The sequence below is a fragment of the Nonomuraea maritima genome, from assembly GCF_900100395.1.
Lineage (GTDB): Bacteria > Actinomycetota > Actinomycetes > Streptosporangiales > Streptosporangiaceae > Nonomuraea > Nonomuraea maritima.
In genome coordinates, this window is the sequence record NZ_FNFB01000015.1 from 108,604 (window position 1) to 131,098 (window position 22,495).

The following is a 22,495-nucleotide window of genomic DNA, read 5'->3' on the forward strand; positions in this document are numbered from 1 at the left end:
TCCGCGACATCGTGGAGACACGTGCTTCCAAGGAGGACTCATGAACCATCGGCTGGTGCCGACACCGGCGGGCCGGATCCATCTGGTCGAGCAGGGCGAAGGGCCGCTCGTGCTGCTGGTGCACGGCTTCCCCGAGTCCTGGTACTCCTGGCGCCACCAGCTTCCCGCGCTGGCCGCCGCCGGCTACCGGGCCGTGGCCGTGGACGTGCGCGGGTACGGCCGCTCGTCCAAGCCCGGCGAGGTGGCCGCCTACCGGATGCTGGAACTGGTCGAGGACAACGTCGCCGTGGTACGCGCGCTCGGCGAGGAGACGGCCGTCGTCGTCGGCCACGACTGGGGCTCGCCCATCGCCGCGAACAGCGCGCTGATCCGTCCGGACGTGTTCACCGCCGTCGCGCTGCTCAGCGTTCCCTACAGCCCGCCCGGCGGCTCCCGTCCCACCGAGGCGTTCGCCCGCATGGGCGGCGACGAGGAGTTCTACATCAGCTACTTCCAGGAGCCCGGCCGGGCCGAGGCCGAGATCGAGCCGGACGTGCGCGGCTGGCTGGCCGGCATCTACGCGGCCCTGTCGGCCGACACCATGCCGGGCCCCGACCGGCCCGCACCCGGGTTCGTGGCCCGCGGCGGCAGGATGCGCGACCGGTTCCCCGCCGGGCGCCTGCCCTCCTGGCTGAGCGAGGACGATCTCGACGTCTACGCCGCCGAGTTCGAGCGCACCGGCCTGAGCACGGCGCTGAACCGTTACCGCAACATGGACCGCGACTGGGAGGACCTCGCCCCCTGGGACGGCGCCCCTGTCGTCCAGCCGTCGCTGTTCATCGGCGGTGCCAAGGACGCCACCACCCTGTGGCTGTCGCGCGCGATCGACGCCCACCCCACGACCCTGCCAGGCCTGGTCGCCTCCCACCTGCTCGACGACTGCGGCCACTGGGTCCAGCAGGAACGGGCCTCCGAGGTCAACCGGCTGCTGATCGGCTGGCTCGACGGGCTCAAGCGCTAGGCAGCGCGCTCTCGTACGAGACGCCGGTGAGGCGTTCGGAGGCCTCCCACAGCAGCCGCGCCGTGACGGTGTCGCCAAGTGCGGGGTCGCCGGTGCGCAGCCGCAGCCCGGCGGCGTCGGCCCGGCGCTGGAGTTCGAGCGCGAAGTACAGGACGGCCCGCTTGGCCACCGCGTACGTGAACATGGGCGCGTAGCCGCGCTCGGCGTTGAGGTTGTCCAGGTCGAAGCGGGCGTAGCGCTGCGCGAGGCTGGTGAGGGCGACCACCCGTGGGCCGGGCGCGGCGAGCAGGTGGGGCAGCAGCAGGCCGGTCAGCGGTGTCAGCGCTTGGCGATCATGGCAATGCCCGTACGCGGCGGGGGAGCGGGCCGAGGTGGTGGGGGAAACGGTGGCGCAGCGCGCCGGCGGCGACCGCGGCCAGCGCGACGAGGCCGGCGCCGACCAGCAGCGCCGGACGGTAGCCGGAGCGCAGCAGCGGGGTCACCACCACGGGGCCGAGGATCTGCCCGACGCTGTAGCCGGTCGTGAGGATCGCGACCGCACGCGGCACCCGCAGGTGCCCGCCGGCGGCCAGGGCCAGCGTCGCGACGCCGAGGAACGTGGCGCCGAACAGCGCCGCCGAGACCAGCGCGGGCACGACCCCGCCCACCAGGACCGGCAGCGCGATGCCTGCGGCCTGCACGGCGAGCGCCGCCACGAGCAGGGCGGGCCGCGACCACGTACGGCTCAGCCACGCCCACAGCGCCGACGACGGCAGCGCGGCGACCCCGGCGAGCACCCATGCGAGGCCGCCCGCCGGGCCGGGCGCGCTCTGCTCGATCGCGGTGACGAGGAACGTACCGGCGATGATGTAACCCGTCCCCTCCAGGGTGTAGCTGACCAGCAGCACGCCGAACCACCGCCGGCCGGGCGGGGGCGCGCCCCTGTCCAGCCCTCGCCGCTCCACCCGCGGGGACGGCGCCGTGCCCTCACCCAGCCCTCGCCGCCCCACCCGTGGGGGCGGCGTCGCGGCCCCGCCCAGCCGCCAGGCCGGCACCGACAGCAGCGCGGTGAGCGCCGCCGTGGCCCACCACGCCTGCTGCCAGGTGCCGACGTCTCGCAGGACCAGCACCAGGACACCCGACAGGGCGATCCCCGCGCCGATGCCGCCGAACGCCCACCCGGTCAGGTGGTGCGCGTGGCCCCGCAGCCCGGCGAGCATCGCGTCGGCCGCGACCACGAAGATCAACGCGCTCACGACGCCGGCGACCAGGCGCAGCGACGCCCAGGCGGGGCCGCCGTGCACGGCCGGCATCAGGACCAGCGTGGCGACGAGGATGACCAGCGACGAGCGCAGCGCCCGCCGGGAGGCGAACACGCCGGGGGCGACGATCGCGGCCACCGCGCCGAGCAGGTACCCGACGTAGTTGGCGGTGGCCAGGTCAGCGCCCGTCTGCGGCGACAGCCCGGCCTGCGCCTGCATCAAGGGCAGGATCGGGGTGTAGACGAAGCGGCCGACGCCCATGCCGGCGGCGAGCGCCGCCGCGCCCTGCCCGACGACCCGCCACGCCTGTCCTGAGCCGCTCACCGGCCTCCGTCGACGCGCACGACGACCCCGGTGACGAGCTCGGCGGTCTCGAGGTGGACGATCGCGTCGACGACGTCGCCGTCCCCGGGCGCGTGTGCCGGGGTGACCGCGTTGACCCGGATGTCCTGGGAGGCGTACTCGGCGGCCAGCGATCTGGTGACCGCGTCGAGACCGCCCCTGGTCAGCGACGCCAGCGCCGACGGCAGCCCGTTGTCCCTGCTCGCCGTGACGGTGACCAGATGCCCGCCCCCGTGGGTGAGCATCACGTCGATGGCCCGCTGGGAGATCTCGAAGAACCCGCGCAGGTTGACGCCCGTCACGCGGGCGTAGTCGTCCTCGGTGTACTCGGTGAACGGCTTGGCCACGAAGACGCCCGCATGGTTGACCAGGGTGTCGACGCGGCCGAACGCGCTGACCGCCTCGCCGATGGCGTTCGCCCGGACGGCGGGGCAGGCGATGTCGCCGGCGACCGTCCTGACCATCGGGTCGGTGGAGGGGGCGATCGAGCGCGCGTTCGCGACGACCGCGTAGCCGAGCTCGCGGTACGCGGACACCAGCGCCGCGCCGACGCCCTCGGACGCTCCCGTGATCACGACAACCTTGGGTGTGTTCATGGCTCTCTTCCGGCTGTTCGGTGGTGCCTGTACTGCCAGGGTGCGTGGAGTGGCCGCGACGGCGCCACGACCGGTTTCCTCCCGGCTGGTAGGCCGAAACTCCCACCGCACTACGATGGGCAGGTGGAGCTACGCCAGCTGCGATATTTCGTCGCAGTGGCCGAAGAGCTGAACTTCGGCCGTGCGGCCGCCCGGCTGCGCATCGCGGGCCCGTCGCTCTCCCAGCAGATCAAGGCACTCGAACGAGACCTCGGCGTACGCCTCTTCGACCGTGACCGCCGCTCGGTCACGCTGACCGCGTCAGGGCAGGCGCTGCTCGCCCCCACCAGGGCGCTGCTCGGCCGGGCCGACGACCTGCGTCGTCAGGCGGCCGGCATGGCCGAGGGAGAGCCGGTACGGCTCGGCTACGTCAACTGGAGACCGCCCGACCTGGTCGCGCGCGTGTCCGGCGTCGCGCCCCTGCACCTCGACACGTGGGTGATGCCCTCCCACGCGCAGGCCGCGCGGGTCGCCGACGGCAGCATCGACCTGGCCATCTGCTGGGTGCAGGACGACGACCTGGCCGCCCACGACCTGCAGGCCCGGCTGCTCGGCGTCGACCGGCTCTTCGCCGTCTCCACCGGCGCCGACGCGTCCGAGGTTCCCGCCAAGGACACGCTGGTGCTGCTGGACGCCGACACGGCGGGCTGGGACTCGTGGAACCGGTACGCCGAGGAGTTCGCCCGGGCCACCGGGGCCGCGATCGTGCGCATCACCGGCGGGGGCGTCACCGGCCCCGAGTTCTTCGACCACGTGCGCCGGCTGCGCCGTCCCGTGCTCAACAACCCGAAGGGGCAGACCATGCCGGTGCCGCGCGACCTGGTCAAGCGCCCGATCATCGACCCGGCGCCGTACTGGACGTGGGCGCTCGTCTCCCGTCGCGCCGAGACGCGCCCGGCCGTGCACGCCGCGATCGAGGCCCTGACCCGCGACACCGCCCCCCTCGATCTCGACCCGGCCACCACCTGGCTCCCCGCCGCCGACCCGTTCCGCCAGGGTGCTTATGGTGGAAAGAGCGTCATCAAGCCGATTCGAGAGTCTCGGAGGAGGCCGCGATGAGGGAGCAGTTCATCTGGGTGACGACGCGCCGTATCAGGCCCGGCACGCTGGAGGAGTTCGAACGGGCCTGGCGCCCGGAGCCGTGCCCGCAGGGTCTGCGCCAGGCGTACGCGTACTGGTCGGAGGACGGGCAGGAGATCACCGGGGTGTCCTTCTGGGACTCCAAGGAGGACTGCGACGCCTGGCGGAACTCCGACTCCGAGATGCGCCGGCGCGAGGCCATGGAGCCGTACGTCGTCGAGGAGAAGGAAGGCTTCTACCGGGGACGCGAGCTCGCCATCCCGGTGCGGTGAACTCCGGAAAGCGGCAGGCAACCAGCGTGTAAGAAGGCATCACCACAATGGCCGCATGACTGGTTTCCCTGCTTTACGTCCTGTCACACCGGTCCGGCGCGGCGCCGTCCTCGGTGTCCTGCTGATGGCGGTCGTCGGCTGCGGCATGGTCGGTGGTGACACCGGAGCCGGCGACACCGCGCCGGCCGATGTGACCAGCAGCGTCACCGCGCCCCCGAAACCCAGGATGGAATCCGACGCGCAGTCGAACGCGTCCCCGCCCGCCGCGGATCAGGGCGGCGGCGACGCGCCCGCCGCCGAGGAGAACTCGTCCCCGGTCGAACCGGGCGGGGTGCTGGCCGACGGCAGCACGGTCGCGGCCGAGCTGACCCGCGCCGGACAGAAGGACACGTTCACCCTCGACCTGGGCGACGCCAGGGAGTTCTACGTCACCGACATGCACGGCGACGGCATCCAGCTGCAGGTGTTCTCCGAGGCGGACGGCCGGCCGCTCGGCCCTTCGAGCATCGCTCTGAGCTTCGGCACCTCCGTCGTCAAGCTGACCAAGGCGGGCGGCCACCGGCTGGAGGTCTGGGGCGAGACCGGCGTCATCGGCGCCTACAGCTTCAGGATCGCGACCGTCAAGGTCCGTACGTTCCCGGCGGCGATCGGGCTGCAGATCGGCGAGGGAAGCCCGGACGGGGCGGGGCGGCTGGACGTCGCCGGACGGATCGACCGTTTCGAGTTCGCCGCGGACGGCGCCACGGCCATCAAGGTCCTCGGCGGCGCCGGGGCCTGCGAGGCCATCGAGATGGAGCTGGTCGACGCTGCCGAGCGGAGCGTGGCCACCGCCCGACAGCCGTTCCCGCTGTGCGGCTACGAGTTCGACCTCCCGCTGTCGAACGGCGACGGCCGTTACGCGCTGATCGTCCGGTCACCCACGGCGAAGACCGGCGCGTACTCCTTCCAGATCACCCGAGCCGCCTGACGGTTCATGGGCGGCGCAGGTTGCCGCGGAACTCCAGCGCGCCCGCGCCCTCCTGCGCCCTGAGGTCGAGGGTGTCGGGGGTGGCGAGGGTGAGGGTCATGTCCCCGCCCACGCACGTGCCCTGCTGCAGGACGGTCAGTTCGAGCGCGGGGCCGGTCCTGACCCGCGTGAGGGTGACCTGCTGCTCGCAGTCGCCTTTCCGCCAGGTGCCGGTGTCCTGGCCCGGCGGCAGGGTCAGGGTGACGTCGGACGTGTCCTGGCGCGCGTCGTTCGTGGTGACCTGGCCGGTCCATGTCCCCCCGAAGGCCGTGGGGACGCCGCCCGCCGGGCCGGACGGCGACGCCTCGGTGGCGGACGCGCCGGGCCCGGTGGTGGAAGCGCCGGGTTCGGCTGCGGCTGAGGTGGACGCGTCGGGCTCGGCGGTGGTGCCGCTGGCGGGTGTGGTGGCGGGGTCCGCGAGGGCGGGGGTGGTGGTGGGTTGCGGTCGCGCCGTCGTACCGAGGCCGCCGAACCAGCCGGTCGCGTACAGCACGCCGGCCGCCACGACCGCCGCGACCGCGACGGCGGCCACCGGGACGGCCGGCCGCCGCGCCCTCCGCACCGGAGGCGGCGCAGGAGCGGGCGCCGTCCAGTCAGGTGGAAGGTACGCGGTGGGGACCGGCCCCACACCGGGCACCGTGACGGTCGCGGCTCCTGGATCGACCAGCCGCATGAGGAGCGCACGAGAAGTGGGACGCCTCCCCGGGTCCTTCGACAGGCACACGGCCAGGGTCTCGCGCAGACCCGGCGGAACGGCCGACAGATCGGGTTCCTGGTTGAGGATGCGGTGGAAGACCGCCGCGACGGTGTCGCTGCCGAACGGCGGACGTCCGGTCGCCGCGAAGACCATGGTCGCGGCCCAGGCGAACACGTCGGCCGCCGGGGACCCGTGCTCGCCCCTGAGCTGCTCGGGGGCCATGTAAGGGGGAGTGCCCGACAACGCCGACGTCACCGTACCGGCGTCGAGCGGCCGGGCGATGCCGAAGTCGACCACACGCGGGCCGTCGGGCCCGAGCAGGACGTTGGCCGGCTTGAAGTCGCGGTGGACGACCCCGGCGCCGTGGATGGCGGCGAGCGCGGAGGCCGTGCCGACCGCGAGCCGTTCGAGATCACCGTCGCGCAGCGGCCCGCCGCCGCGCACCCGCTCCTGCAACGACGGGCCGGCCACGAACTCGCTCACCACGTACGGGACGGGCCCGTCGATGTCGGCCCCGAGCACCCGGGCCGTGCAGAACGGCGCCACCCGGTGCGCGGCCTGCAGTTCCCTGACCAGCCGGCGCCGGTTGTCGGGATCGCCGCCCCCCTTGAGCACCTTGACGGCAACCCGCTCACCGGACGGGCCGCGCCCCTCGTAGACGACCCCCTGCCCACCCTCGCCAAGACGCGCGACGATCACGAAGCCCCCGAGCGAACGGGGATCCCCCGGCTCCAGCGGACCGGCCATGAGCTCCTCCACGCACCTGGGGCTACCGAGCACCGTGCAGAGATCCTAAGCCGCAACCTCCACCCCCGCCCCGCCTTCAGGGCGTCCGCGAGGCCGGGCGACCCGGCGGGCCGCACCTGCGACGTAGCTGTTTCTCCTCATGGCCCCACGCTGAGGCGAAAGCGGACTGGTAATCCGGTCCACTTTCAGAAACCACTTCCCGGTACGCGAACCGCGAGCGCCTGCTTTCCGTACGTCCTGGCGACGGCGAACCCTCGATCCGGGACGGCCCATGCTCTTGCGTTATGAACCTCGGCCGACGCGTACTGGTAGCGGAGACAATGCCCGCATGCCCCATCGTGCTGGAGACCCGTGATGAGCTTTCCAGTACCCGAACCTCTTCCCAGCCCGTCCCCCACGCCGCAGCAGCCGCCGGTCCGCCCGCCCGCCCCTTCCACGCCGCCGCCCGACACCACCGGCGACCCCGACCCTGCGCGCCCGTCACTGACTCCCGCACCCCCGAACTGGGACTACTCCGGCATCACCCCGTCGGAGATGACCCGCTTCGAACGTGACCTCAGCCGCGCCGAGGACGTGCTCCGCGCCCACGAGCCGCGGCTCCGCCAGGCCCTCGACCAGGTACGGCTCGACACCTCCGCGCTCGCGGCCCTGCGCGAGATGGGCAACTGGATCAGCGCCAAGCGTCCGGAACTGCGGCGCCGCAACGAGACCATCCAGTCGCTGACGACGACGTGGGGCGCCGACGCCCCCGACATGGCGCCCTTCGACGAGGCTCTCTACAACCGCGCCTCCAGCAGCCCCGACGTCTACGCCGCCGCCACCCGGCTGGCAGAGACCGCGACCACCGGCGAGGTCGACGAGAAGACCCTCGCCGCGTTGGAGCAGCGGATCGGCGAACCCGCCTTCGCCACGCTGCTCATGAACGCGCTCGGCGCCGAGACGTACCGGAAGGTGATGGCGAGGACGGTGCGCGGCGACGAGGAGCTGCAACGTCTCCAGGTCGCGCTCAGCAAGGCCCTCGGCACGGCAAGCTCCCGCCTGGACGCCGGCTGGCGCGCGGAGCTGACCTCCGGCCTGGTCCAGTGGGACCATCAGGCGCTCGCGAAGGCGATCGCGCACGGCACGTTCGAGCCGGCGTTCCTGCTGCAGGTGGCCAGGGCCGTCGACGCCCACGACCGCAGAACCCCGTTGGAGGGCGGAACGGTGTTCCGCGACCCGCACCACGATCCGATCGTGGACATGATGCGGGCGCTGGGCCGCAATCCCGAGGCCGCCCAGGACTTCTTCGCCAAGGACCCGACGGCGCTCGGACGCTACCTGACCGAGCGTCCCACGGTGAACGGCCAGGACGAGCTGGGCAAGGCACTGGAGGCGGCCATCACGGTCTTCCGGGACAGGGAGGGCACGGTGGACAATCCGTCGCGCGGTTTCGTGTCCGCCGAACTGGCTTCGGAGTTCGTGGAGTTGCAGCGCAAGCGGATCAGCGCGGGCAAGGAGTCGGCGGTTCCAGCCGCTACGACCGCGCTCATCCTCGCCGCCTACATGCCTGACTCGTCCTTCGTCTCGGACAGGTCGGGGCTGAGCGGGTCCCGCGTACGTCTCAACCAGCCCGCGCACTGGCCGCCGGACGAGCCGTGGGGTGCTCAGTTCCGCACCGAGGACGTGCGAAAGGTCATGGCGGAGGTGTTCGAGGACGACCCCGACTCCGTCGTGACGCTCATGGCGGCCCAGACCGTGTGGTCGCAGAGGCTGCTCGACCACAACGCCGCGAGCGGCGACCGCGACGCCTTCGTCGCCGCCGCGAAGCAGGTCGGCTCAGGTTTCGGCCTGGTCACCGACGCGACGGGCCTCGCCGGCATAGCCAAGGGAGAGGAACTGGACGAGGCGCAGGAGCGGAAGGTCAAGGCGGTCATGGCGGTGGTCAACACCGGGCTGGCCATCCCGCAGACGGCCGGCTGGCCCGTCACGGCCGGTGTCGTGGGCGCCTGGACGGGCCTGGTCGAGGACAGCGCCAAGACCGAGCTCAACAAGGACGATGCGACGTACGAGGCCAACAGGACCAAGACCAGGTCGGAGTTCCTGGCCACCCAGCTCATCGCCCAGGCCATGTTCGACCACGGGCACTTCGGCGAGGAGGGACGTCGCCCGTTGAGCTTCATCAAGCCCGACGGTTCCCTGATGACGCTGGGGGAGATGACACCGGAGGGCGCCGTCGTACATCCGCATTTCGAAAGTTACGAGAACTGGATCGCGGACGATCACAGGGGCACGATGTGGAAGCAGTCGAAAGAGGGCCTGATCAGCGCTTACGACCGAGCCTTCAGCGAGTACAAATGAGGATTCTGGCCGCGACGGGGGTGGTCCTGGTACTGACCGCCTGCACCACACCGCCGGAGCCACCCGTCGACAGGACCCCGCTGCCGACGGTCGCCGCGCCGCCCTACGCCTGCGACCACATTCCTCTCAGGGCGGTCGAGCTGATGACGGGCGTGCGCGATCCGATCGTCATCGGCGACTTCGACATGACCTTCAGCAAGGGGCTGGGAGTCGGTGGATGCGCGTTCTACGAGCGCGCGGGCGACAGGAAGAAGCTGCTCGACGTCGATCTCACTCCGAAAGGCGGGGAGGAGATGGTCCGGGCCCAGATCGCGGCCGGTGACATGCAGCTGCCCGAGATCGTCCCTGGGGGCATCGGGTTCTACACGCAGGGTGGAACCGTGGAGGAGGACAGGACGATGGCCGGGGCGGTGCTCGTGAGGGGCAAGGCTCAGCTGTTCGTCGGGATGTCGCGAGGCGTCGAGGGACGGGACAACGCGGCCGACGTCATCGCCCTCATGAAGCTGATCGCGCCCAAGCTGATCACCGACGCCACCGCGCCCGGCAAGAAGAAGGGCTGAGCATGGCGGCGATGGTGGCCAACCCGCTGCACGAGGCGCTGCAGAGCGCGCTGCGCGCGGTCGGCCCGATGGTCGAGGAGATCAGCAGTGGCATCGACACGCCGTACCGGCAGTTCCGGAGCGGAACGGTGTGGACGGGCCCGACGGCGAAGCTGTTCGCCGAGCAACTCGCCCAGCTCAGGTCGCGCGTGCGCGCGTCGGGCGAGGGGATCGTCGCCGATTTGCAGGCCCAGCTGGGCCGCACACCCGCCCAGGTCACCGAGGAGGAGGCCGCGGAGATCAGACGAAGGTACGGCTTCCCCTGACGCGGGTGGGGCTCCGGCTGCCCCGCCGCTGCCCGATCCGGGGTTCGGGGGATGGTGGGCGGGTAGAGGGGGTCCGTGGCCGAGGTGTGGTTCTCGTCGGCGGTTGAGCTCGTGGAGCGGCTGCGGCGGCGGGAGGTCAGCGCCGTCGAGGTGCTCGACGCCCATGCCGAGCGGATCGCGCGGTACAACCCCTCGCTCGTCGCCGTCGTCTCGGCGGACCTCGACCGGGCGCGGCAGGCCGCCGCGGAGGCGGATCGGCGGCTCGCCCGGGACGGCACGGCGGGCCCGCTGCACGGTGCCCCCATGGTCCTGAAGGACGGGCACGACGTCGCCGGGATGCGCACCACCCTCGGCACCGACGTCTACGACCGCGTGCCGGACCAGGACGGCACGGTCGCCGCCCGGCTCCGCGCAGCAGGGGCGATCATCGTCGGCCACAGCAACGTCCCGCCGTTCCTCGCGCAGTACCGTACCGAGAACGAGATCTTCGGGCGCAGCGGCAACCCGTGGGACCCGCGCCGCACGCCCGGCGGCTCCAGCGGCGGCGGCGCGGCGGCGGTCGCGGCGGGGCTGGCCGCGGCCGACGTCGGGTCCGACTACGGCGGCTCGCTGCGGCTGCCGCCGCATTTCTGCGGTGTGTACGGGTTGATGGCGACCGAGCGTCGGGTGCCGGCCACCGGGTTCTGGCGTCCGCTGGACGGCAGGGCGCGCACGACCCGGATCCTCATGTCGTTCGGGCCGATGGCCAGGGACGTGGCAGACCTTGATCTCGTCCTGCGCGTGATCGCCGGACCTGACGGGCGCGACGGCGAGGTGCCGCCGGTGCCGCTGTGCGAGCGCCGGAGCGTCGCGACGGCCGGGTTGCGGCTGGCCGTGGCGCCGGCGCTGCCGGGCGCGGAGGTCGCGGCCCCGCTGCGGGCGCAGGTCGAACGGGTCGCGGTGCGGGCCTCGGACGCCGGGGCTCACGTGACGGAACGGCTGCCGAAGGTCGACTGGGGCCAGCAGCGGTTCTCCGGCGAGCTGATGAGCGCGGCCACCGCGGTGTTCGACCCCGACGCGGTGCTGCCCGACGCGCACCGCGAGCTCGCCTGGTATCTGCGGGTGCTCGACCGGCGTGACCGGTTCAGGGCGGCCTGGCACGACTTCTTCGCCGAGTACGACGCGCTGGTCACGCCACCGGGGACGACCACCGCGTTCGTGCACGACAGCATGGCGGACGAAGGACAGGAACGGCAGCTGGTGTTCGCGAACTTCGCGGGGCTGCCGGTGCTGACCGCGCCCGCGGGCCACGACGGGGCGGGCCTGCCGATCGGCGTGCAGATCGTCGGGCCGCCCTGGTCGGAGGTCAGGCTGGTCGAGATCGCGCACGCGCTGGAGGAGTCGGGCATCCTGCCGGGCTTCACCCCGCCGCCCGGCTACTGACGGTCACTCTCCCGTACGGGCGGCGGTGGTGAAGACGTGCCGGTAGCGGCTCGGCGGGATGCCGAAGCGCCGGGTGAAGGTACGGCGGAACGTCTCAGGGCTGCCGAACCCGGTGAGCTGCGCCGTCTCGGTCACGTTGTAGCCGGAGTCGAGCAGCGACTTGGCCGCTTCCAGGCGGGTCTCCTCGATGAAGCGGGCCGGTGAGGTGTTGAGCTCGTCCGTGAAGAGCCTGCCGAGGTGCCGCGCGCTCACCATGGCGAGCGAGGCGAGCGAGGCGACCGTGTGGTCGGCGCCCGGGTCGGAGACGACGGCGTCGACGGCGGCGCGCAGGGCGCGCCGGCGCGGCACGGGCGCGCGCAGGGGCGCGGAGAACTGCGACTGTCCGCCCGGCCGCTGCATGTAGACGACCAGGCTGCGGGCGACCGCGCGGGCGAGGTGAGGGCCGTGGTCGGCCTCCACGAGGGCGAGCGCGAGGTCGATGCCGGATGACACGCCCGCCGAGGTGTACACCCCGCGGTCCGCGACGTAGAGCGAGTCGGGCTGCACGTCGATCGTCGGGTAGGCACGGGCCAGCGTCTGCGCGTGCTGCCAGTGCGTGGTGGCCCGGCGTCCGTCGAGGAGGCCGGCCGCGGCCAGGACGAACGCCCCCGTGCACACGGACGCCACCCGCCCGGCGCGCGAGGCGAGGCGGGCCGCGCTGTCGCGCAGTTCGGGCTCGATCGGCCGGTTGACGAGCCGGTCGCCGCCGGCCACGACGAGGGTGTCGCAGGGCTCGTCGGTGAGCGCGTCGCCGCCGACCGGCAGGACGACGCCGACGGACGTGCTGACGGCGACGCCGCGGGGCGACACCTGCCGCACCCGGTAGGCGGCACCGTGCTGGTTGGCCTCGGTGAACACCTCCGCGGGGCCGGAGACGTCGAGGAGCTTGACCCCGTCGAAGACGAGGAAGGTCACGGTATGTCCGTCCACGTTTTCCAGGATATGTCCGAAATTGTGGGATCCATGTCCAGGGGGACCGTGCGGCGGGGGCCTCCCACGGCGGACGCTGGAGCCATGGCTGAAACCATCGCAGGGATCACGATTCCCGACACGAAGCTCGTCCGTGAGGTGACGGAGTACATCCGCGACACCGAGGACGACCTGCTCTACCACCACTCCCGCCGCGTGTTCCTTTTCGGGGCGCTGCAGGGCAGGGTCCGCGGGCTGCGTCCCGACCTCGAACTCCTCTACACCGGCGCGATGTTCCACGACATCGGCCTGACCGAGGGCTACCGCGAGTCGCACCTGCGCTTCGAGGTCGACGGCGCCAACGCGGCCCGCGACTTCCTGCGGCAGCGTGGCGTCACCGACGGCGACGTCCGGAAGGTCTGGCTCGGCATCGCGCTGCACACCACGCCGGCCGTCCCGGAGTTCCTCGACCCCGAGATCGCCCTGGTGACCGCAGGCGTCGAGACCGACGTGCTGGGCATCGGGTACGAGAACATCACGGTAGGGGAGCGCGCCGAGGTGACCACCGCGCACCCGCGGCCCGACTTCAAGAAGCGCATCCTGAAGGCCTTCACCGAGGGCAACATCCACCGCCCCGAGACCACCTTCGGCAACGTCAACGCCGACGTGCTGGAGCACTACATGGCCGGGTTCCAGCGCACCGACTTCGTCAAGGTGATCCTCGACAACCGGTGGCCGGAGTGAGCCGCCCGGCCTGACCCCGGTGTGGGACCGTTCCCGGCGGGCAGTCGGGAGATCCGGACCACGAGCTGCTCGGGGGGTGACCATGGCGCGGTGCCTGGTGACCGGGAGCACCGGTTACATCGGGGGCAGACTGGTGCCGGAGCTGCTGGCGGCCGGTCACGCGGTGCGCTGCATGGTGCGCTCCCCGGACCGGCTGCGCGACCTGCCCTGGCGTCACCGGGTGGAGGTGAGCGAGGCCGACGCGACCGATCCGGCGCGTACGGCCGCCTCGCTCGACGGCGTGGACGTCGCGTACTACCTCATCCACGCCATGGGTGCGGGAGGCGACTTCGCCGCGCGGGACCGCGCGGCCGCCCGCGCGTTCGCCGCCGCCGCCCGCGAGGCGGGCGTCGGGCGCGTCGTCTACCTGGGCGGGCTCGCGCCGAGCGGCAACGCGTCGCCGCACCTGCGGTCGCGGGGGGAGGTGGCGCGGATCCTGCTGGACTCGGACGTCCCGACCGTCGTGCTGCGCGCGGCGGTGATCATCGGTTCCGGGTCGGCGTCGTTCGAGATGCTGCGGTACCTCACCGAGCGCCTGCCCGTCATGACCACCCCGTCCTGGGTCCGTACGAGGACCCAGCCGATCGCCGTCCGCGACGTGCTGCGCTACCTGGTGCGGTGCGCGGAGCTGCCGCCGGCCGTGCACCGGTCGTTCGACATCGGCGGCCCCGACGTCCTCACCTACGGCGACATGATGCGCGGGTACGCCGCGGTGGCGGGGCTGCCACCGCGCTGGATCATCCCGGTGCCGGCGCTGACGCCGCGGCTGTCGAGCCTCTGGGTGGGGCTGGTCACGCCCGTGCCCGCCCGGGTCGCGCGTCCTCTCGTGGAGTCGCTGCGCAACGAGACGGTCTGCGCCGAGCACGACATCGCCCGGCACATCCCCGACCCGCCCGGCGGGCTGATCGGGTTCGAGCAGGCCGTGGACCTGGCGCTGCGCCGGATCAAGGACGCCGACGTCGCCACCCGCTGGACGTCCGCCTCGACCCCCGACGCCCCGAGCGACCCGCTGCCGAGCGACCCGGACTGGGCGGGCGGCGTGCTGTACCTGGACGAGCGGCGCCGCGCCGTACGGGCGTCCCCGGCGGAGCTGTGGCGGGTGATCGAGGGCGTCGGCGGCGACAGCGGCTGGTACTCGGTGCCCGCCGTGTGGCGGCTGCGCGGCTTCCTCGACCGCCTGGTGGGAGGCGTCGGCCTGCGCAGGGGCCGCCGCGACCCCCACCGGCTGCGGGTCGGGGACGCGCTGGACTTCTGGCGGGTCGAGGAGGTCGTGCCAGGACGGCTGCTGCGGCTGCGCGCGGAGATGCGGCTGCCCGGCCTGGCCTGGCTGGAGCTGACGTGCGGCGAGGAGCACGGAACCACCGTGTACGGGCAGCGCGCGGTCTACCACCCACGCGGCCTGCTGGGCCACCTGTACTGGTGGGTCATGTGGCCCTTCCACCGGTTCGTCTTCGGCGGGATGGCCCGCAACATCGCCGAGGCCGCGTCCGCGCGGTCACGGCCCTTCAGCTCCGTACGATGAGCGGCCCGCTCAGTGAGGCCCGCTCAGTGAGGCCCGCTCAGTGAGGCCCGCTCAGTGAGGCCCGCTCAGTGAGGCCCGCTCAGTGAGGCACGGTCAGGAGCAGCCCCACGATGATGAGGATCACGCACACGATGATCAGGACCGAGATCCGCCACATGTAGCCGGGCACCGTGCGCGGCCCCCGCCAGCGTCGGCGCGGGGCGCTCTCGCCCGGGCGCGGCCGCGCGAGGAGGGCGTCGAGATCAGGGTCCTCGAAGGCGAGCCGCTCCTCTATCTCGTCGAGGGCCCGCTGTTCCCCTCTGGAGAGTCTCATCGGGATCACCTAGATGTGCAGTCGTAGCGGTTGTTCCCGGTGCCGGCTGCCGGGCGGCTCGTGACCCCGTTCGCGACGGGCCCGCACCGGACGGCAGGCGAGGGTTGGCCCCTCTCCACGGCCCTTGCCCCCGATCCGCCGTCTCATACAGGACCCGCCGGCCGCTCACCCGCGTCGCACCGTACGGAACCCCATACAGCAGTAAGTCTAGATAACCGCCACGAAGCACCAGTCATCTGATTTGTCATGAAATAGGCGATATATGGCGACTTGCTGGTCTGCTGGGAGCCCGGGGGCGGCGGTCAGGTGCGGTGGACGGTGAGCGCGGTGCGCAGCCAGTGGAACGCCGGGACCGCGGGCGGCGCGGGCGCCCGCCCACCGAGGACGCTCAGCAACTGCCAGTACCGCTCCACCCGGGGTTCGGCGACCATCGCCAGCCAGGAGATCAGGGCGGCGGTCTCCGCGGCGGGAAGGTCCGCGGGGACCACCCGCTCCAGGACGCCCACGGCGGCGGCCGACTCAGGGGCGATGCCCCGCTCCAGAGCGCCGCCCGCGTGCTCCAGCACCAGTGGCCGCAGGTCGAGCCCGAACTCCAGGCGGTTGTCCCCGCTCAGGACCATCCGGCGGACGGTCTGCCGGAAGCCGGCGCAGGCGACCAGCTCCGCGAGCTCGACCCAGGCGTCGACCTGCTCGGGCGTCGGGTCATCGGGCAGCTCGGACGGCAGGTCGCGCATCCAGCCGGCCACCAGGGCGGCGTCCTCGTCGAGGACACCGGCGAACACGCCGTCCACGAACTCGTCGATGATCTTCTGGCGTTCCTGTGCGGACAGCCGGGCCAGCGCGTTCATCAGGGTCATCTCCTCGGTGGTGGTGTCGCGTCGGGCGAGCACGCGCAGGACGGCCCGCTGGACCCGCAAGGTGCGGATCTCGGCGTCGAGCGCTTCGACGTGCGCCTGCGCCACCTCTCGCAGCGTGGACCGCCGCTGCAGGATCTGCTGGACGGCGTCGAGGCCGAGCCCCAGGTCACGCAGGGTCCGCACCAGGTCGAGCCGCGCGACCGCCTCCGCGTCGTAGAGCCGGTAGCCGCCGTCCGACCTGCGGGCCGGCGGGAGCACCCCGGTGTCGGACCAGAATCGGATCGTGCGTGCCCGCAGTCCGGTGCGCCGGGCCAGCTGGCCGATCGTGTAGAGGCTCATGACTCGACTGTGCACCTTCCACCCACTGGAAGCTCAAGGCGTTCACGCGCAGCTCGCCCGCCGCCCGGAGCGTCCAGGGCACCGGCAGGCCCTCCACGCCACCCTCGGTGGGCCATAGTCTTCGAACGTCCGCAGCCGCCGGAGGAAGGACGCGAGGATGCCGCACGTGGCGAGGCCCGCCGTGGCGGCACTCACGCTCAGCGCCTGCGGCGGCGGCGCCGTCTCCCAGAAGCTCTCCCACGAACCGGTCACCCTCCCCCTCACCTGGTGGGGCGCGGCATCCAGGCCAATTCCACGATGCGCGAGGCGATCACGCCGAGGCTGACCGAGCACGACGAGCAGGCGGTCGAGTACACCGACAGCGTCAAGGTCTGCCCGGCGCCTGACCCCCACCACCAGGAGAAGGAACCGAAGATGTCGCAACGGAACTACCGGGCCGCGATCATCGGCACCGGCGGGATCGCCCACGCGCACGCGCAGGCGCTGCAGGCCTCAGGACGGGCGAGCCTCGTGGCGGTGGCAGACGTGGACGCCGCGCGGGCGGCCGAGTTCGCCGCCAAGTACGGCGTCCCGCGCAGCCACACGAGCGCGGAGGAACTGCTGCGGGAGGAACGACCTGACTTCGTCCACCTGTGCACGCCGCCCCACCTGCACGCGCCGCTGGCCATCGCCTGCCTGGAGGCCGGGGTGACGGCCCTGGTGGAGAAGCCGCCGACGCTCTCGCTCGCCGAGTTCGACGCCCTCGCCGACGCGGAGCGCCGCTCGACGGCGCACGTCGCGACCGTGCTGCAGCACCGGTTCGGCGCGGGCGCGATCCGCCTGCGCCGCCTGGCCGACGCCGGGGAGCTGGGCCGCCCGCTGCTCGCCACCTGCCTCACGCAGTGGTACCGCGACGAGGAGTACTTCGCGGTGCCCTGGCGCGGCACCTGGGAGTCCGAGGGCGGCGGGCCGACGATGGGGCACGGCATCCACCAGTTCGACCTGCTGTTCTCGGTGCTCGGCCCGTGGCGCGAGGTCACGGCCGTGGCCGCCCGGCAGTCCCGCTCCGTCGACACCGAGGACGTGTCGATGGCGCTGGTCACGTTCGAGAACGGCGCCGTCGCCACGGTGGTGAACTCGGTCCTGTCGCCGCGGCAGACCTCCCAGCTGCGCTTCGACTACGAGCGCGCCACCGTCGAGGTCGACCACCTGTACGGCTACACCGACGACGACTGGACCGTCACTCCCGCGCCCGGCCACGACGACGTGACGGTGCTGTGGGGACGGGACGGCTCCGCCGGCGACGGCGGGCGCAGCGGCCACGGCCACTGGCTCAAGGCCGTGCTGGACGCGCTCGACAAGGGCGAGGCGCCGCCGGTCACCGTCGAGGACGCCCGGCGCACGATGGAGTTCGTCGCCGCCCTGTACGCCTCCGCCTTCACCGGCGAGCGCGTACGAACCGGACAGATCACCGCCGACAGTCCGTTCGCCCAGCGGATGGACGGCACCGGCACCCCCTGGGAAAGAGTGAGGAACCCGTGACCCTGCAGGCCACCCACGCGCTCGGCCGTTCGGTCGCCGTCACCGCCGGCGACGTCGAGCTGTTCACCTACACCTACCGGCCGGACACGCCCGTGCTGGAGTCGCCGAAGCCGTACCTGCACCCCGTCCGTACGCTGGGCGGCGCCACGGTGTCGCTGTTCCGGCCGCACGACCACGTCTGGCACAAGGGCATCGCCTGGTCGCTGCCGCACGTCGGGGAGCACAACTTCTGGGGCGGGCCGACGTACGTCGAGGGCGAGTACGTGCAGCTCGCCAACAACGGCAGCGCCACGCACCGCGAGATGACCACGCTCTCGGCCACCCCGGAGCGGGTCGAGGTCGGGCACACGCTCGACTGGACCGCGCAGTCCGGCGACCCGGTCATCGAGGAGAGCCGCTCCCTCACCACGACCGTCGTCGACGACACCACCTGGGTGCTCGTGCTCGAGACCGCCATGACGAACGTGTCGGGCGTCGCACTCTGGTTCGGCTCGCCGACCACGAAGGGCCGCGAGAACGCCGGGTACGGCGGCCTGTTCTGGCGCGGCCCCCGCTCGTTCACCGGCGGGATCATCCAGTCGCCGCAGGGCGCGGGCGGCGACGAGCTGCGCGGCACGCGGGCCGAGTGGTTCGGCTTCCGCGGCCGGCACGACGAGACCGGCGAGCATTCGACGATCGTCATGGTCGACGACACGGCCAACCCGCAGCACCCGCCGCAGTGGTTCGCCCGTACCGAGCAGTTCGCCTGCCTGTGCCCGGCGCCGTTCTTCAGCGAGGAGGTGGAGCTCCCCGCCGGGGAGACCATGCGGCTCCGGTACGCGGTCGTGGTCGCCGACGGCGACCACGGCGAGAACGGCACACCACTCCTGGCGAGCCACGGCAGGCTGGCCCTGGCGGCACGCCCGTGACGCTCCCGGGCGACCCCGGCGGCCCTGGCGGTGATGCCGTGACGTTCCCGGGCGACCCCGGCGGCCCTGGCGGTGATGCCGTGACGTTCCCGGGCGGTACGTCGGTCAGCAGGCTGTCGGTGTATGCGATCGGCGCCTGTGCCGACGGGCTGGAGGGCGGCACCCCCCACCTGCACACCGCGTCCACGGAGGCGTACGTGGTGGTAGGAGGGCGGGGGGCGCTGCACACCCTCGACCTGAGCGGCCCGCGCGAGACGGAGCTGGGCGCGGGCTCGACCGTGTGGTTCACGCCCGGCACCATCCACCGCGCCGTCAACCGGGGCGGCCTGGAGGTGGTGGTCGTCATGTCGAACGCCGGGCTGCCCGAGGCGGGCGACGCCGTCATGACGTTCCCGCCCGAGATCGTCGGCGACCCGGACCGCTACGCGGAGGCCGCGACGCTGCCCGACGGGACGCCCGAGGAGATCGAGGCGGCCGTCGTACGGAGGCGGGAGCTCGCCGTCGAGGGCTTCCATCGGCTGTCCAGCGGCGCCGCCCGCGGCGACCTCGGCCCCCTGCGCGACTTCTACGCGAGCGCCGTCGCCCTGGTACGACCAAGAGCGTCCCGATGGCGGGAGATCTGGGAGGACACGGTCGCCCGCGAGGCGCGCCGCACCTCCGGCATCCTCGACGCGCTCGCCCGCGGCGACGGCGCGCACCTCGGAGAGGCCGCCCTGATGGAGAGCCCGTCCCAGGACCGCTGGGGCATGTGCGGCCACCTGCGCGCCCACGACGTCGCCCACCCGATCATCCACACCTCCGACCCGACCTGATCGACCGACGACGTATACACCCCCCCAACGAGGAGCGTGGCTATGCACGCTGTCCGTCTGTTCATCGGTGCCGCGCTGGCCGCGGCACTCACCCTCCACGCCCAGCCCGCCACCGCGGCGCCGCGGGGCACGACCTACTACGTCGACGCCGCCCACGGCGACGACTCCTCTTCCGGCCGCAACCAGGGGCACCCCTGGAAGAGCCTGGAGAAGGTGAATGCGACCACCTTCCGCCCCGGCGACCGCATCCTGCTGCGCGCGGGCCAGCGCTGGCAGGGCCAGCTGTGGCCCAAGGGCTCTGGCGCGAGCGGCGCGCCCGTCACCGTCGACTCCTACGGCAAGGGCGGCAGGCCCCGCATCGACGGCGCTGGACAGGTCGGCGACGCCGTACGGCTGTTCAACCAGGAGTACTGGACCATCCGCAACCTGGAGGTGACGAACGAGGTCCCCGCGACCGGCACCCCAGGCGAGAACCTGCGTGACCTGCGCGGCATCCACGTCTCCGGCGACAACAGCGAGACCCTCGACGGGTTCGTCATCGACGGCGTGGCCGTCCACGACGTCACCGGCCAGGTCAACTGGATCGGCGGCAGCATCGCCGACAACGCGCCCGGCGTCCGCTTCCAGACCGGCTGGGACGGCTCGAAGAAGACCGGCGGCATCGTCTTCGACACGACCGTGCCCGACATCACCGCGCCGCCCGAGCGGCCGACCGTGCTGAACGACGTGGTCGTCCAGAACTCCACCGTCGCCAACACGTCGTTCGCCGGGATCGTCGTCAAGCAGTACACCGGCGACGGCAGGAACGACGCGGGCGAGCGCATCGCGACGCCCACCGGCTGGGGCACCCGGGTGAACGCGAACGACCCGAAGTTCACCCCGCACACGAACATCGTCATCAGGAACAACCACATCACCCAGGCCGACACCGCCTACGGCTGCAACGGCGTCTACCTGACGAACGTGCGCGGCGGCCGCGTCGAGAACAACGTCGTGTATCGCACCGGCACCTCCGGCATCGAGTCGTACTTCTCCGACGACGTGACGATCCAGTACAACGAGGTGTACGAGACCCAGCAGAAGGCCGGTGGTGCCGACTCCAACGGCATCGACCCCGACAAGGGCACCACCCGGCACGTCGTCCAGTACAACTACATTCACGACAACGGCGACGGCGTGCTGCTGTGCCAGTTCGCGTTCGGCGACGCCGTCGTCAGGTACAACGTCATCGCGGGCAACAGCCGTTACCAGATCTACCTGCACTCCGACCGCGCCGCGAGCGCCGTCATCCACAACAACACGATCTACAACGACAGGTCGGCGTACCTGATTTACGGGTACGGCTCCTACCTCGAGGCGCGCTACGACATCCGGAACAACGTCCTGTACTCCACCCGCGCCGCGACGTTGACGACCAGTCCCACCATCACCTACGCCCACAACCTGTACGGCGGCGCCGACCTCGCCGTCCCGGCGGGCGACACTGCCGCGGTGGTTGCCGACCCGCAGTTCGCGGACGCCCCGATCGACGGCCCGTACGGCACGCCTGAGACGGGACCCCGTCTGGAGACCGCGTACGGCCTGCGCGTCGTGTCGGGCTCGCAGGCGATCGACGCGGGCGCCGTGATCGACGACAACGGCGGACATGACTACGCCGGCCGTCCGCTCGACAACGGCGCCCCTGACCTCGGCGCCTTCGAGTACGCCACGGCGAAGGGCGCGAAGGGCGAGGCGGTCATCGGTGTCGTGCGCACGCCGTCCGGCGCACCCGTCGCCGGGGCGACCGTCACTGTCGCGGGCAGCACCGCGACCACCGGCGCCGACGGCCGGTATGCGGTCAAGGACGTGCGTTTCGGCCGAGCCACCGTGACGGCGGTGAAGGACGGGTACACCACCGCGACGGCGACGGCGCAGGTCAGCTTCGGCAACGTCACCAGGGCCGACCTCACCATGACGCCCGACAGCACGGCCGGCTCGGTCACCGGGCGCGTGCTCGACCAGGCCGCCCGGCCGCTGTCCGGCGCCACCGTCACCGTTCTCGACGGCGCCCGGCCGCTCGCCGCCGCCACCAGCGGCCCCGACGGCGCCTTCACCGTCGACGGCGTGCCGATGGGCGAGGGGTACGCGGTGCGGGCCGAGGCGACCGGCCACCTGGCGGCCACCCGGACGGGGATCACCGTCGAACCCGTCACGGCGACCGACGCCGGGTCGCTGCTCCTCCTGTTCCCGGAGGCCGAGGCGGTGGCCGCGCACACCTTCGATGACCTCCCGGACGGGCCGCTGACCAGTGGCGACGGCCTCACCGTGAGCAGCGCCGGCGGCAGCGTGGAGGTTGTCGGGACGCCGGACGGCAAGAGCGTCAGGCTCACCCGCACCGCCAACAGCGGCAGCACCGGCGTGTCAGGGACGTACGCGCTGAACGGCATCGTGACCGTCGAGGCGAAGGTGATGAGCGAGGAGCTGTACACGTCCGGCAACCACTGGTGGGGCGTGCCCTACATCAGGGGGACGAACGGGCAGAACGCCGTCAGCGTGGCGTTCACCAAGAACACCGTCGTCGCCTACGAGGGCACGGCCACCCGGACGATCGGCGCGTACGAGCCGGGCCGGTGGTACACCGTCTCCGTCGTGATCGACACCGTCAACCAGCGCTTCGACCTCTACCTCGACGGCCGGCGCGTGCTGGACGACGCCGCGTTCCGCGCCCCGCTGGACAGCGTCGCGCAGGTCGAGTACTACGCCAACAGCTCCAACTACGGCAGCGTCGTCATCGACGACTTCCGAGTCTCGCAGGGATTCGCCGTCGAGGGCGTCACGAACGCGTGACGCCGATCGACGACCAGGGCCC

The 22,495-nt window shown here is 72.4% G+C and carries 21 protein-coding genes; 14 read left to right on the plus strand and 7 right to left on the minus strand.

Features of this window, described 5'->3' with window-relative positions; genetic code table 11:
* The first annotated feature begins 40 nt into the window (after positions 1-40).
* Positions 41-1,000, plus strand: a complete 960-nt coding sequence (locus BLR04_RS23225; RefSeq protein WP_090768966.1) for an alpha/beta fold hydrolase — start codon at positions 41-43, stop codon at positions 998-1,000.
* Here BLR04_RS23225 and BLR04_RS40820 read toward each other — a convergent pair.
* From BLR04_RS40820 to BLR04_RS23240, 3 genes are all read right to left on the minus strand, one after another.
* Positions 990-1,265: a hypothetical protein gene (locus tag BLR04_RS40820; RefSeq protein WP_176903247.1), complete on the minus strand. Its 276-nt coding sequence runs from the start codon at positions 1,263-1,265 to the stop codon at positions 990-992. The genes BLR04_RS23225 and BLR04_RS40820 overlap by 11 nt on opposite strands.
* 67 nt (positions 1,266-1,332) lie before the next feature.
* Positions 1,333-2,502 (minus strand): YbfB/YjiJ family MFS transporter, encoded by a 1,170-nt coding sequence (locus BLR04_RS23235; RefSeq protein WP_090769099.1) that lies wholly within the window; start codon positions 2,500-2,502, stop codon positions 1,333-1,335.
* Between the two features lie 59 nt (positions 2,503-2,561).
* Positions 2,562-3,179: an SDR family NAD(P)-dependent oxidoreductase gene (locus tag BLR04_RS23240; protein WP_090768968.1), complete on the minus strand. Its 618-nt coding sequence runs from the start codon at positions 3,177-3,179 to the stop codon at positions 2,562-2,564.
* A gap of 123 nt (positions 3,180-3,302) precedes the next feature.
* Here BLR04_RS23240 and BLR04_RS42425 point away from each other — a divergent pair, with 123 nt between their 5' ends.
* Genes BLR04_RS42425 through BLR04_RS23255 form a run of 3 tightly spaced genes read left to right on the plus strand, consistent with a single transcriptional unit; the run spans position 3,303 to position 5,537 of the window.
* Entirely contained in the window at positions 3,303-4,277 is a 975-nt protein-coding gene (locus BLR04_RS42425) for a LysR family transcriptional regulator (RefSeq protein WP_090768970.1), read from the plus strand.
* Complete coding sequence (locus BLR04_RS23250; protein WP_090768972.1) at positions 4,274-4,570, plus strand: antibiotic biosynthesis monooxygenase family protein; 297 nt, start codon at positions 4,274-4,276, stop codon at positions 4,568-4,570. The genes BLR04_RS42425 and BLR04_RS23250 overlap by 4 nt, the downstream gene beginning before the upstream one ends.
* Positions 4,571-4,625: 55 nt before the next feature.
* Complete coding sequence (locus BLR04_RS23255) at positions 4,626-5,537, plus strand: hypothetical protein (RefSeq protein WP_143022154.1); 912 nt, start codon at positions 4,626-4,628, stop codon at positions 5,535-5,537.
* A 4-nt stretch (positions 5,538-5,541) separates the two neighbouring features.
* Here BLR04_RS23255 and BLR04_RS23260 read toward each other — a convergent pair whose 3' ends face one another.
* Positions 5,542-7,020: a serine/threonine-protein kinase gene (locus BLR04_RS23260; protein WP_143022155.1), complete on the minus strand. Its 1,479-nt coding sequence runs from the start codon at positions 7,018-7,020 to the stop codon at positions 5,542-5,544.
* A gap of 354 nt (positions 7,021-7,374) precedes the next feature.
* Between BLR04_RS23260 and BLR04_RS23265 the strand changes: the two genes are divergently transcribed.
* The 4 genes from BLR04_RS23265 (at position 7,375) to BLR04_RS23280 (ending at position 11,644) form a co-directional block, all read left to right on the plus strand.
* Positions 7,375-9,357 (plus strand): DUF6571 family protein, encoded by a 1,983-nt coding sequence (locus BLR04_RS23265; protein ID WP_143022156.1) that lies wholly within the window; start codon positions 7,375-7,377, stop codon positions 9,355-9,357.
* Positions 9,354-9,917 carry a hypothetical protein gene (locus BLR04_RS23270; RefSeq protein WP_143022157.1) on the plus strand — a complete coding sequence of 188 codons (564 nt, stop codon included), beginning with the start codon at positions 9,354-9,356 and terminating at the stop codon, positions 9,915-9,917. The genes BLR04_RS23265 and BLR04_RS23270 overlap by 4 nt, the downstream gene beginning before the upstream one ends.
* 2 nt (positions 9,918-9,919) lie before the next feature.
* Positions 9,920-10,222: a hypothetical protein gene (locus BLR04_RS23275; RefSeq protein ID WP_090768981.1), complete on the plus strand. Its 303-nt coding sequence runs from the start codon at positions 9,920-9,922 to the stop codon at positions 10,220-10,222.
* 75 nt (positions 10,223-10,297) lie between these two features.
* Complete coding sequence (locus BLR04_RS23280) at positions 10,298-11,644, plus strand: amidase (protein ID WP_090768983.1); 1,347 nt, start codon at positions 10,298-10,300, stop codon at positions 11,642-11,644.
* Between the two features lie 3 nt (positions 11,645-11,647).
* Here BLR04_RS23280 and BLR04_RS23285 read toward each other — a convergent pair whose 3' ends face one another.
* Positions 11,648-12,613, minus strand: a complete 966-nt coding sequence (locus tag BLR04_RS23285; RefSeq protein ID WP_218129123.1) for a GlxA family transcriptional regulator — start codon at positions 12,611-12,613, stop codon at positions 11,648-11,650.
* 84 nt (positions 12,614-12,697) lie between these two features.
* Between BLR04_RS23285 and BLR04_RS23290 the strand changes: the two genes are divergently transcribed.
* Positions 12,698-13,336, plus strand: coding sequence for an HD domain-containing protein (locus BLR04_RS23290; RefSeq protein ID WP_090768987.1), 639 nt, complete (start codon positions 12,698-12,700; stop codon positions 13,334-13,336).
* An 82-nt stretch (positions 13,337-13,418) separates the two neighbouring features.
* Positions 13,419-14,897, plus strand: a complete 1,479-nt coding sequence (locus tag BLR04_RS23295; protein ID WP_090769101.1) for an SDR family oxidoreductase — start codon at positions 13,419-13,421, stop codon at positions 14,895-14,897.
* Between the two features lie 79 nt (positions 14,898-14,976).
* On the opposite strand, the gene BLR04_RS23300 is transcribed toward BLR04_RS23295, so the two are convergent.
* Together BLR04_RS23300 and BLR04_RS23305 are read right to left on the minus strand one after the other, a co-directional pair.
* Complete coding sequence (locus BLR04_RS23300) at positions 14,977-15,210, minus strand: DUF3040 domain-containing protein (RefSeq protein WP_143022158.1); 234 nt, start codon at positions 15,208-15,210, stop codon at positions 14,977-14,979.
* A 302-nt stretch (positions 15,211-15,512) separates the two neighbouring features.
* Positions 15,513-16,406: a helix-turn-helix domain-containing protein gene (locus BLR04_RS23305; RefSeq protein WP_090768992.1), complete on the minus strand. Its 894-nt coding sequence runs from the start codon at positions 16,404-16,406 to the stop codon at positions 15,513-15,515.
* Between the two features lie 297 nt (positions 16,407-16,703).
* Here BLR04_RS23305 and BLR04_RS23310 point away from each other — a divergent pair, with 297 nt between their 5' ends.
* Genes BLR04_RS23310 through BLR04_RS23325 form a run of 4 tightly spaced genes read left to right on the plus strand, consistent with a single transcriptional unit; the run spans position 16,704 to position 22,473 of the window.
* The gene (locus BLR04_RS23310; protein WP_245740428.1) at positions 16,704-17,927 is read left to right on the plus strand and encodes a Gfo/Idh/MocA family protein; all 1,224 of its coding nucleotides are present in this window, start codon (positions 16,704-16,706) and stop codon (positions 17,925-17,927) included.
* Positions 17,924-18,835 carry a DUF6807 domain-containing protein gene (locus BLR04_RS23315; protein ID WP_090768994.1) on the plus strand — a complete coding sequence of 304 codons (912 nt, stop codon included), beginning with the start codon at positions 17,924-17,926 and terminating at the stop codon, positions 18,833-18,835. The genes BLR04_RS23310 and BLR04_RS23315 overlap by 4 nt, the downstream gene beginning before the upstream one ends.
* A gap of 38 nt (positions 18,836-18,873) precedes the next feature.
* Complete coding sequence (locus BLR04_RS23320; protein ID WP_245740429.1) at positions 18,874-19,647, plus strand: cupin domain-containing protein; 774 nt, start codon at positions 18,874-18,876, stop codon at positions 19,645-19,647.
* Positions 19,648-19,689: 42 nt separating this feature from the next.
* On the plus strand, positions 19,690-22,473 hold the full coding sequence (locus BLR04_RS23325) for a carboxypeptidase regulatory-like domain-containing protein (protein WP_090768999.1): 2,784 nt from the start codon (positions 19,690-19,692) through the stop codon (positions 22,471-22,473).
* The last annotated feature ends 22 nt before the right edge of the window (positions 22,474-22,495 follow it).

What these genes read in the sequence shown, in the direction of transcription:
- BLR04_RS23225 (WP_090768966.1), top strand. Translation starts at nt 41, where the DNA reads ATGAACCATCGGCTGGTGCCGACACCGGCGGGCCGGATCCATCTGGTC.
- BLR04_RS23290 (WP_090768987.1), top strand. Translation starts at nt 12,698, where the DNA reads ATGGCTGAAACCATCGCAGGGATCACGATTCCCGACACGAAGCTCGTC.
- BLR04_RS23300 (WP_143022158.1), bottom strand. Translation starts at nt 15,210, where the DNA reads ATGAGACTCTCCAGAGGGGAACAGCGGGCCCTCGACGAGATAGAGGAG.
- BLR04_RS23235 (WP_090769099.1), bottom strand. Translation starts at nt 2,502, where the DNA reads ATGGGCGTCGGCCGCTTCGTCTACACCCCGATCCTGCCCTTGATGCAG.
- BLR04_RS23325 (WP_090768999.1), top strand. Translation starts at nt 19,690, where the DNA reads ATGCACGCTGTCCGTCTGTTCATCGGTGCCGCGCTGGCCGCGGCACTC.
- BLR04_RS23275 (WP_090768981.1), top strand. Translation starts at nt 9,920, where the DNA reads ATGGCGGCGATGGTGGCCAACCCGCTGCACGAGGCGCTGCAGAGCGCG.
- BLR04_RS23310 (WP_245740428.1), top strand. Translation starts at nt 16,704, where the DNA reads ATGCGCGAGGCGATCACGCCGAGGCTGACCGAGCACGACGAGCAGGCG.
- BLR04_RS23250 (WP_090768972.1), top strand. Translation starts at nt 4,274, where the DNA reads ATGAGGGAGCAGTTCATCTGGGTGACGACGCGCCGTATCAGGCCCGGC.
- BLR04_RS23240 (WP_090768968.1), bottom strand. Translation starts at nt 3,179, where the DNA reads ATGAACACACCCAAGGTTGTCGTGATCACGGGAGCGTCCGAGGGCGTC.
- BLR04_RS23270 (WP_143022157.1), top strand. Translation starts at nt 9,354, where the DNA reads ATGAGGATTCTGGCCGCGACGGGGGTGGTCCTGGTACTGACCGCCTGC.
- BLR04_RS23255 (WP_143022154.1), top strand. Translation starts at nt 4,626, where the DNA reads ATGACTGGTTTCCCTGCTTTACGTCCTGTCACACCGGTCCGGCGCGGC.
- BLR04_RS23265 (WP_143022156.1), top strand. Translation starts at nt 7,375, where the DNA reads ATGAGCTTTCCAGTACCCGAACCTCTTCCCAGCCCGTCCCCCACGCCG.
- BLR04_RS23295 (WP_090769101.1), top strand. Translation starts at nt 13,419, where the DNA reads ATGGCGCGGTGCCTGGTGACCGGGAGCACCGGTTACATCGGGGGCAGA.
- BLR04_RS23305 (WP_090768992.1), bottom strand. Translation starts at nt 16,406, where the DNA reads ATGAGCCTCTACACGATCGGCCAGCTGGCCCGGCGCACCGGACTGCGG.
- BLR04_RS23260 (WP_143022155.1), bottom strand. Translation starts at nt 7,020, where the DNA reads ATGGCCGGTCCGCTGGAGCCGGGGGATCCCCGTTCGCTCGGGGGCTTC.